7 protein-coding genes and 1 pseudogene are annotated in these 9,464 nt (G+C 65.5%); 4 read left to right on the forward strand and 4 right to left on the reverse strand.

Features of this window, described 5'->3' with window-relative positions:
* The 4 genes and pseudogenes from VK519_RS00195 to VK519_RS00210 form a co-directional block, all read left to right on the forward strand.
* Positions 1-338 (forward strand): annotated as a pseudogene (locus VK519_RS00195) (ABC transporter substrate-binding protein); the annotation flags it as partial.
* Positions 335-1,213: a carbohydrate ABC transporter permease gene (locus VK519_RS00200; protein ID WP_324346506.1), complete on the forward strand. Its 879-nt coding sequence runs from the start codon at positions 335-337 to the stop codon at positions 1,211-1,213. The pseudogene VK519_RS00195 and the gene VK519_RS00200, both read left to right, overlap by 4 nt.
* A complete protein-coding gene (locus VK519_RS00205; protein WP_324346508.1) occupies positions 1,210-2,031 on the forward strand; it encodes a carbohydrate ABC transporter permease in 822 nt (273 codons plus the stop codon). Before VK519_RS00200 ends, VK519_RS00205 begins: the two co-directional genes overlap by 4 nt.
* Before the next feature lie 3 nt (positions 2,032-2,034).
* Positions 2,035-5,172 (forward strand): discoidin domain-containing protein, encoded by a 3,138-nt coding sequence (locus VK519_RS00210; protein ID WP_324346510.1) that lies wholly within the window; start codon positions 2,035-2,037, stop codon positions 5,170-5,172.
* Between the two features lie 13 nt (positions 5,173-5,185).
* Here the strand turns inward: VK519_RS00210 and VK519_RS00215 are convergent, their stop codons facing one another.
* The 4 genes from VK519_RS00215 to VK519_RS00230 form a co-directional block, all read right to left on the reverse strand.
* Positions 5,186-5,869, reverse strand: coding sequence for an HAD family hydrolase (locus VK519_RS00215; protein ID WP_324346512.1), 684 nt, complete (start codon positions 5,867-5,869; stop codon positions 5,186-5,188).
* Positions 5,870-6,000: 131 nt separating this feature from the next.
* Positions 6,001-6,834 carry a pirin family protein gene (locus VK519_RS00220; protein WP_324346515.1) on the reverse strand — a complete coding sequence of 278 codons (834 nt, stop codon included), beginning with the start codon at positions 6,832-6,834 and terminating at the stop codon, positions 6,001-6,003.
* Positions 6,835-6,941: 107 nt separating this feature from the next.
* Complete coding sequence (locus tag VK519_RS00225) at positions 6,942-8,786, reverse strand: aspartyl protease family protein (RefSeq protein WP_324346516.1); 1,845 nt, start codon at positions 8,784-8,786, stop codon at positions 6,942-6,944.
* Positions 8,787-8,875: 89 nt separating this feature from the next.
* Positions 8,876-9,464, reverse strand: a 589-nt coding sequence (locus VK519_RS00230) for a helix-turn-helix transcriptional regulator (RefSeq protein WP_324346518.1), incomplete at its 5' end; no start/stop codon positions are given.

Consider the following 9,464-nt stretch of genomic DNA (forward strand, 5'->3'; position numbering starts at 1 on the left):
CCTGGCAGCTGGTGGAATTTCTCTCACGGCCGGATATCCAGCGGCAGTTCTACGACCTGCTGGGCGACATGCCGCCCCGGCGCTCGTCGTGGGAAGGCGGAACGCTCGCCAACGACCCGAAGGCCCGCGCCTTCCGGGACCAGCTCGAGCGCGTGGTGCCGTCGCCCGCCGTTCCCGAATGGGAGCGCATCGCCACCGAGATGCAACTGGTGGCAGCGCAGGCCGTGGCCGGGCAGATCTCCATCGATGATGCCGCCGCCGAGATCGACCGCCGCACCGACCGCATCCTGGAGAAGCGCCGCTGGGTGCTGGACCACGCCAAGGAGCATGCCCCGTGAGTCGCCAAAACGCGGCCTGGTGGTTCCTGGCCCCCGCCCTGATCGTCCTGGGCCTGTTCTTCCTGCTGCCGGTGATTGCGGCGCTATTGCTTAGCCTGACCGACTACGACCTCTACGCCCTGGCGGACGTGCGCAACCTGCGTTTCGTCGCGCTGGCCAATTATTGGGATTTGCTGCACCTGCCGCTGTTCTGGTCGGCGCTGGGCCATACGTGCTACTTCGTCATTGTGGGCGTGCCGCTGTCGATCGCCACCTCGCTCGGCGCGGCGCTGCTGCTCAATTCGCCGCTGGCGAGGTTCAAGCCGTTCTTCCGCACCGCGCTGTTCGCACCAGTGGTGACCACCGTGGTCGCGGTAGCGGTGATCTGGCGGTACCTGTTCAACACCAAGTACGGCTGGGCCAACTACGGGCTTAGCGGGCTGGGGATCGATCCGATTGACTGGCTGGGGGACCCCCACTGGGCCATGCCCACCATCATCCTCTTCGCCGTATGGAAGAATTTCGGCTACAACATGATCATCTTCCTGGCGGGATTGCAGGCGATCCCGGCTGATCTTTATGAGGCCGCCCGCATCGATGGTGCCTCGGTGCCCAGCCAGTTCCGCCACATCACCCTGCCGATGCTGGCGCCGACCCTGCTGATGGTGAGCATCCTTACCGTTTCCGGTTACTTCCAGCTGTTCGCCGAGCCCTACGTGATGACCGAGGGTGGGCCGCTGCAGAGCACCACCAGCGTGCTGTACCTGATGTACGAGGAAGGCTTCAAGTGGTGGAACCTGGGTTCGGCCTCGGCCGTGGCCTTCCTGCTGTTCGTGATCATGTTCGTGGTTACCGCCGGCATGCTGCGCCTGTCCCGGCGCAAGGTGGTGGTATGAGCCCGCGCATGGCCAAGGCGCTGGTCAACGGCCTGCTGCTGGGCGGCGCGGTGGTGGCGCTGTTCCCACTGGTGTGGATGTTGTCGGTGTCGTTCATGCAGCCGGGCGAGGCAAGTTCGCTGCCACCGCCGCTGCTGCCGCGCCATTTCACCTTCGACAACTACCGGGAGTTGTTCGTGCACGCCGGCATGGGCCGGTACTTCGCCAACAGCTTGCTGGTATCGGCGGCGATCACCGTGTTCTCGGTGCTGATCAACGTGATGGCGGGCTATGCCTTCGCGAAGCTGCGGTTCACCGGCCGGCAGCGGCTGTTCCAGGCATTGGTGGGGGGCCTGGTGATTCCCGCGCAGGTGGCGATGTTGCCGCTGTTCCTGCTGCTGAAGTACATGGGGCTGATCAACACTTATGGTGCGGTGATCGTGCCGGCATTGGCCACCATCTTCGGCATTTTCCTCGTGAGGCAGTACACCAGCGGCATCCCGGACGACCTGCTCGAGGCCGCGCGCATCGACGGCGCGGGCGAGGCGCGGATCTTCATGCAGATCGTGATGCCCCTGTTGAAGCCGATCATGGTGACGTTGGCCATCTTCACCTTCCTGGCCGCCTGGAACGACTTCATGTGGCCGCTGATCGCGCTGACGGGGCAGGAGCACTACACCTTGCCCATCGCGCTGGCGTCGCTTTCACGTGAACACGTGCAGGATTCAGAGTTGATGATGGCCGGCTCCGTGGTTACCGTAGTACCCGTGCTCGCCCTCTTCCTGGCGTTGCAGCGCTATTACCTGGAAGGCCTCCTGCTGGGCAGCGTCAAGGGATAACGGATGAAGTTTCGCCAAGCGGTGCTGCTCGCGCTTATCGTTGCCGGCAGCGCCCAAGCCGCGCCGCAGCGCCTGCTCGACGGCTTCGAAAGCAAGGCCGGCTGGCAGGCCCTGCATACCGACGATGTTGCAGCGTCGCTGCGAGAAGACCAGGGCGTGGACGGCAAGGGCCTGTGCCTGGATTTCGACTTCCATGGCGTGTCGGGGTCCGCTTCGATCAAGCGCGTGCTGCCGATCGACTTCCCACCCAACTTCGCGCTGTCCCTGCAGGTACACGGGCAGATGCCCGCCAACACCCTGCAGCTGAAGCTGATCGACGAGAGCGGCGACAACGTGTGGTGGTACCAGCGGCAGGATTTCGTTCCCGCCAATGCCTGGGAATACATCCAGGCGCGTCGTCGACAGGTGGAGTTCGCCTGGGGTCCGGCCAAGGACCGCACCCTGCGCCATACGGCCGTGGTGGAACTGATGGTGTACAACGCGCACGGCGGCCGCGGCAACGTGTGCTTTGACAACCTCACACTTACTCCGCTGCCTCCGGAGGCCACCACCTTCCCCACGCCCGTGGCTACGGCCAGTTCCTCGCTGTCGGGATTTCCCGCCGGTGCGCCGCTTGATAACACCCTTGGCACGGCATGGCGGAACGATCCCTCGCGCGGCAACGATCCGAGCTACACCATCGACCTGAACGTGCAGCGCGACTTCGGCGGCGTGGTGCTGGATTGGGAGCCGGGCCACGCCGCGTCGCGCTATAGCGTGGACGTGTCCGACGACGGACGCACGTGGCGAACCGGGCGCACGGTGGTCGATGGCAACGGCGGGCAGGACGCGATCTTCCTGCCGGAAACTTCTGCCCGCTACCTGCGCGTGGCCATCCATGGCGAAGGACCGAAGCAGTACGGAATCTCACGCCTCACGCTCAAGGATCTTGCCTGGGGCGCCACGCCCAATGCCTTCTTCCAGGCGCAGGCGAAGGGCGTGCGTCGCGGCCTGTACCCGCGGGGTTTCTCCGGCGAGCAGTCGTACTGGACCCTGCTCGGCGTAGACGGCGACAGCACCAGCTCCGCCCTGCTGTCCGAGGATGGCGCGCTGGAAGTGGTGCGCGGCGGGTTCTCGATCGAACCGATGCTGCTGACAGGGCAGGGCGCGGTGACCTGGGCCGATGTCAGCAGCCGGCAAAGCCTGGCCGACGGCTACCTGCCCATTCCCTCGGTAAGCTGGCACAGCGGCGATCTTACGCTCGACACCACCGCCTTCGGTACCAGGTACGACGGCGATTCGGTCACGGCCGTCAAATACACCCTGCATAACAACTCGATGCAGGCGCGTGAGGTCACGCTAGCCTTGCTCGCCCGGCCTTTCCAGGTGAACCCGCCCACGCAGTTCCTCAATTCCCCGGGTGGCACCAGCCCGATCCACGACTTCGCCTGGGATGGACGCACGCTCACGGTCAACGGCAACCGCTACCTGCGATCCCTGCAAACCACCGATGCGTTCGTGGCGGGAAGCTTCGATGCCGGTAACCTGGCCGAGCGCCTGGCCGCCGGCGAGGAGCCGAAGGCCAACACCTTGCACGACGATTTCGGTTTTGCCCAGGGCGCCTTGCTGTACAAGCTCACGCTTGCGCCCGGGGCAAGCCGGGACATCGGCCTGATCGTCGACCCCGCCCACGCGCCTGCGCCCGCTGCCGACGGCTGGCTGGACGACACCCTGGGCAACGTGGCCGACGACTGGCGCGAAAAACTCAATCGCGTATCGATCACGGTGCCGGCGCACGCGCAGACGGTGGTGGATACCGCCCGCACCGCGCTGGCGCACATCCTGCTGTCGCGTGACGGCCCGGCCCTGCAACCAGGCACGCGTTCGTATGCGCGCACCTGGGTGCGCGACGGCGCGATGATGACCGAGGGCCTGCTGCGCATGGGCCACGAGGACACCGCGCGCGACTTCGTGCAGTGGTATGCCCCGCACCAGTTTTCCAGCGGAAAGGTGCCCTGCTGCGTCGACGCACGCGGTTCGGATCCGGTGCCCGAAAACGACAGCCACGGCGAACTCATCTTCAGCATCGCCGAGCTCTACCGCTATACGCGCGACAACGCCATGCTGGCGGCGCTGTGGCCGAACATCCGGCGCGCCGTGCTCTACATGGATCAACTGCGCGCCAGCGAAAGCACGGCAACCAACACCACGCCCGACCGGCGCGCACTGTACGGACTGATGCCGGCGTCGATCAGCCACGAAGGCTATTCGGCCAAGCCGATGCATTCGTACTGGGACGATTTCTGGGCCATGAAGGGCTACGACGACGCCGTGGACATGGCCCGCGTGCTGGGCAACACCGACGACGAACAGCGCTTTGCGCAGTCACGCGACGCGTTCCGTCACGATCTGCACGCCTCGATCGATCTTGCCGTGAAGCAGCGCGGCATCGGCTTCATCCCAGGCGCCGCGGAACTGGGCGATTTCGATGCCACCTCCACCACCATTGCCATTTCCCCGGGAGGGGAACAGGCGCGGCTGCCCAGGGCGCTGGTGGATGGCACGTTCGAGAAATACTGGCAGGGCTTCGTGGCGCGCCGCGATGGCAAGGCCGCGTGGGACGACTACACGCCGTACGAACTGCGGACCGTCGCCACCTTCGTGCGCCTTGGCTGGCGCGATCGCGTGCAGGGCCTGCTTGATTTCTTCTTCGCCTCGCGTCGCCCGCCGGCATGGAACCAATGGGCGGAAGTCGTTGGCCGCGATCCGCGCAAGCCGCGTTTCGTCGGCGACATGCCGCACGCGTGGATCGCCTCGGACTACGTGCGCTCGGTGCTGGACATGTTTGCCTACGAGCGCGACGCGGACCAGTCGATCGTGCTCGCCGCCGGCATCCCCATGGGCTGGCTCGACGGCGAAGGCATCGGCCTCCAGGGCCTGCGCACGACCCGCGGCCAGCTCAGCTACACACTTCGCCGCGACCGCGACGGCGTGCACCTGCAAGTGGACGAAGGCATCGACCTTCCCCCCGGCGGCCTGGTGTTCCCGTGGCCCGGCAAGGACACCCCCGGCGCCACCACCGTCGACGGCAAGCCCGCCACCTGGAAGAACGGCGAGCTCACCCTCCACACCCTGCCAGCCCAGGTCACCATCGGCCGCTAAACCCCTTTTGGGGTTAACTGCGCGCGGCCACTTCGTCGATGTGCAGGAGAAGGTCGGCCGGATCGGCGAAGACGCGGTATGCGCCGGCGCGCTCGAGTTCGTTTTCGCCGTAGCCGCCGGACAACAGGCCGATGCCCAGCGCTCGCGCGCGTTGCGCGGCCAGCATGTCCCAGATGCTGTCGCCCAGTACCACGGCTTCGCGGATGTCCATGCCCAGGCGCTCGGCGCAGGTGACGAAGAGATCGGGATCCGGCTTGGCGTGGCGCACCTGGTCGCGCGTCACCACGGGCACCTTTGAAGGATCCACGCCCAGTGCCTCCAGATTGTGCGCCGCCGTTTCCATGCGCCCACTGGTGGCGATGCCCCAAGGGATGCCGGCGTCGGTCAGCCACGCCAGCAGGGCTATTGCACCGGGTAGCGGCTTGACGCTGCCGGCGGCGGCCAGCCGCCCGTAGGCCGCGGCGTGGCCGATGCGCAGGCGCTCGACGCGGTCGTGGGTTATCTCCATGCCGGTTTCGCGCAGCAGGATGTGGGTGAACAGTCCGCCGCTCATGCCGATCTTGCGATGGATGCGCCAGACGGACAGGTCGATGCCCTCGGCATCGAGCGATTCCTTCCAGGCCAGCACGTGCTGGTAGACGCTATCGACCAGCGTGCCGTCGAGATCGAAAAGAAAGGCGGTCTTGCTGCGTGGCATGGGGGACGTCCGAAGCAGGAGAACAGTCATCCTATCGCGACGAACAATAGCGGTCAGCAACGAGCAATGGCGAGCAATGGGGTCAGAGTCATTTAAGGGAGTTAAATGACTCTGACCCCTTTAGGGTTTGGTTAGAACTTGCCGGCGCGGAAGTCGGCGATGGCTTCGTGGATCTGCTGCTGCGTGTTCATGACGAACGGGCCGTAGCGGGCCACGGGCTCGGCCAGCGGCTTGCCGGCCACCAGCAGGACCCGGGTGGCGGCGTCGGTGGCGCCGATCAGCACACTGTCGCCTTCGGTCAATACGCCCAACTCGCTGCGGGCCAGCAGCTGCGAGCCCACCTTGGCCTCCTTGCCGTCGAAGACGTAGGCGAAGGCGTGGTGACCGGTTGGCAGCGGCACGGCCACGTGCGCGCCGGGCTCCAGCGCCAGGTCCAGGTACACCGGTGCCGTGGCAACGCCCGAGACCGGTCCCGTCACGCCATCGATGGAGCCGGCAATCACCTTGACGGTGACACCGGGCGCCGGCGTGGCGGTGGGAATATCGCCCGGCGGAATGTCCTGGTAGCGGGGGGTGGTCATCTTGTCGCTGGCTGGCAGGTTCACCCACAGCTGGAAGCCCCACATCAGGCCGTCTTCCTGCTGCGGCATTTCTGAATGCAGGATGCCGCGACCGGCGGTCATCCATTGCACGCTGCCGGCCTCCAGGTCGCCCCGGTTGCCGTGGTTGTCGCCGTGCTGCATGCGGCCGGCGAGCATGTAGGTAACGGTTTCGAAGCCGCGGTGCGGATGCTCGGGGAAGCCGGAAATGTAGTCGCCCGGCTGGTCCGAACGGAATTCGTCGAGCAGCAGGAAGGGATCGACCATGTCCAGCGCGGGCTGGCCGATCACGCGCTTCAACTTCACGCCGGCACCGTCGGAAGTGTCCATGCCGCGAACGCGGCGGGTGATTTCACGGTCTGTCATGTCAAGGCCCTCTTGATGTCCATGCCAGCCAAGATGCCGTCGCCGGCGGCCACAGGGAAGACCGCCGGCACGAACGCATTGTTTCCGGCCAAGGACGCTGGCGGATGTTAGATCAGGTCGCGTAACACCAGGGTGACATTGCGCGGCTTGCCCTCGTGCTCAAGCGTCAGCGCCACCCTGGTCCCCGGCGCATCGTTGCGCAGGCGCCGCCGCAGGTCGTAGAGGTGGATGGACGACGCAGCCTTGCCATCGACTGCCACGATGGTGTCGCCCGCGGCCAGGCCAACCTTCGCCGCCGGTGTGTCCTTGCCCACGCTGACAATGCCAAATCCCTTGCCGCTCACGTTAAGCCACACGCCGGAACGGTCGAACGTATCCAGGTCATCCACCTTGCCCGGAATGGGCTTGAGGTACATCACCTGGTGGTCGTAATCGAAGGTGACTACGAAGCGCTTGAGCAGGCCGCTGCCGACATTGTTCGGGAAAGCCTCGATGCTGCCGACGCCGCCCTTGTCCAGGTTGAATTCGGTCAGCGGCGACTTCACCGTGACATCGCCAAGCTTCAAGTCCTTGCCGCGGAACACATAGCCCCGGCTCGCGCCGCCCACGCCCCAGCCGGTGATCGCCTCGGCGCCGTTCTTCTCCAGATCGCGAATGTGATTGCGTTCGGCAAAGGGGCTGGTAAGCGACAGCACGTTGCGCGCGCCGGTATCGATGCCGAATCGACCAGGAATACCAGCGTAACTACCCAGCACTTCGGGAAACTGGTGGTAGAAGCGGAACGGCACCGGCGTTCCTGCGTCGCTGGGATCGAAGTGCTTTTTGTCGATAAAGGTGAGTTCGTGACGGGCGTAGTCAAAGCGCGTGATGAAACGGGCGATGAACTCGTAGCCGATCATGCCCTGTTCGTCGAGGCCTTCGGCGGCGTTGGAAAACTTGAGCACGCTGATAGGCTGATCCTTCAGCGTGGCATCGCCCACGCGGATGGACTGCACACGCGCCAGTCCGCTCAGGGCCACGTCGCTGCCGGAGCCTGTGGACGGTTGCGCACCTTGCACCTTGATGCCAAGCGCGGTTGCTGAATCAGGCACCAGGATGTCGTGGCCGCCGGTGTCCACGATGACATTCAGCGGCTTGCTGCCGTTGAACGATGCCTTGACGTAGACGTGGTTGTTGGCGAGCAGGAACGGTACCGTGGTTTGCGTGGCGCCGTGGGAAAGCTCGAAATCGTGCAGGTCGGTCTTGGGCAGCGCAAAGCGTGCATCGTCCCCACCCGAGGAGAAAGTAGCCGATGACAGCTTCATCGTCTGCCGGTTGGCTTCACCGCTGCCATCATCTATCGTCAACGAGTGCGCCAGCTGCACACCATCGGTGGCGGCGTAGTCCGCGTAGTAGGTGGTGATGGTGAGGGTAGTATTTAACTCCACTGTGCGCGCAAGCAGGTGCGTGTCAGGATCGAACCAGGCATCGAACGGCTTGCCTTCCTTGGGGACAACGGTGAGAACGTCGTAATCCTTGCCGCCGTCGCGCTTGCGCCCGGCATCGGTGATCGTGGCGCCGCCCCGGTCGCTGTGCCACCACAGGTTCTGCAGGCGGTAGGCCTCGTTGACGGCGAGCTGGCGAACGTCGCCACCCTCCTGTGGCTTCGCCGTCCCCGACGGTTCCACTTCCCAGGCCATCTTGCCGTCGAAGCCACTTGCGGTATTGGTTGGACCAATATCCGAACGATCGACGAAACGGCCGCGCTGGACATCCTGCATCGAGGTTACTTGTCCGGTGAGTCCCTGGCCCGAGTACGCGTAGCGCAACGCCAGGCCATCCTTTGCCTGCCAGTGGTTCCCGGCCGTGGCCGTCTGGTTCGCTTCGAGCACTTGCCCCACGTGGTCGGCGGCCAGCACAGTGAACGGGGACAGGGAGAAGGCAACGGCGAGGGCGAGGAAGGTCTTGCGCATGATCGATCCGGGTGGGAATGGTTGGTTGCGACAGTAGATGCCGATCGCGCGCGTCGTCTTGAATCCAGTTGACCTCGGCTGCTTGCCGTTCAGGCCACCGCAGCCATGCGCCACGCGCGCGGCATGTGTCCGGTGAGGCCCCTTACCGCGCGGCTCATGTGCGCCTGGTCGGAAAAACCAAGTTCCGTCGCCAGCCGGCCCAACGCGAGCGACGATCCGCGGATGGCTTCCCATGCCGCCCGTGCCCGTACCTGGGCGCGATAGGCCTTCGGCGAGCTGCCGTAAGCCTTGCGAAAGCCGCGGCTGACCGATTCGACGCGCAAGCCCGTCTCTTCCGCCCATTGGGCCAAACAGATGTCCGGTTGCTCGCGAAGTGTCCGTGCCAGCAGATCCGGCCAGTCGCGGTGGCTTGAGGCATCGGCTTCGAACGCCTCGGCGAATGCCGGCCAGGCCTCGGCGGGCGAACGTTCGGCAATGCGCAGCAGAGCGTCGGCGTCGCGCACGCGGCCGTGGACGGGTAGCCGGGCCGTGATCGGCATGGGGATGATCAGGACGTCGGCGCCGCGCGCGGAAAAGCAATCCAGGTGCGATTCGAACGGGCGGTGCACCAGCGCATCGCCGGCCTGCACGGTATACCGGCCCTCGTCGCCGGCTTCCAGGTAGGAACCGCCCAGCACC

Source organism: Pinirhizobacter sp. (assembly GCF_035317885.1).
Lineage (GTDB): Bacteria > Pseudomonadota > Gammaproteobacteria > Xanthomonadales > Rhodanobacteraceae > Pinirhizobacter.

Excerpts from the sequence above, each read along its gene's own strand:
- VK519_RS00205 (WP_324346508.1), top strand. The coding sequence starts at position 1,210 with ATGAGCCCGCGCATGGCCAAGGCGCTGGTCAACGGCCTGCTGCTGGGC.
- VK519_RS00210 (WP_324346510.1), top strand. The coding sequence starts at position 2,035 with ATGAAGTTTCGCCAAGCGGTGCTGCTCGCGCTTATCGTTGCCGGCAGC.
- VK519_RS00215 (WP_324346512.1), bottom strand. The coding sequence starts at position 5,869 with ATGCCACGCAGCAAGACCGCCTTTCTTTTCGATCTCGACGGCACGCTG.
- VK519_RS00220 (WP_324346515.1), bottom strand. The coding sequence starts at position 6,834 with ATGACAGACCGTGAAATCACCCGCCGCGTTCGCGGCATGGACACTTCC.
- VK519_RS00225 (WP_324346516.1), bottom strand. The coding sequence starts at position 8,786 with ATGCGCAAGACCTTCCTCGCCCTCGCCGTTGCCTTCTCCCTGTCCCCG.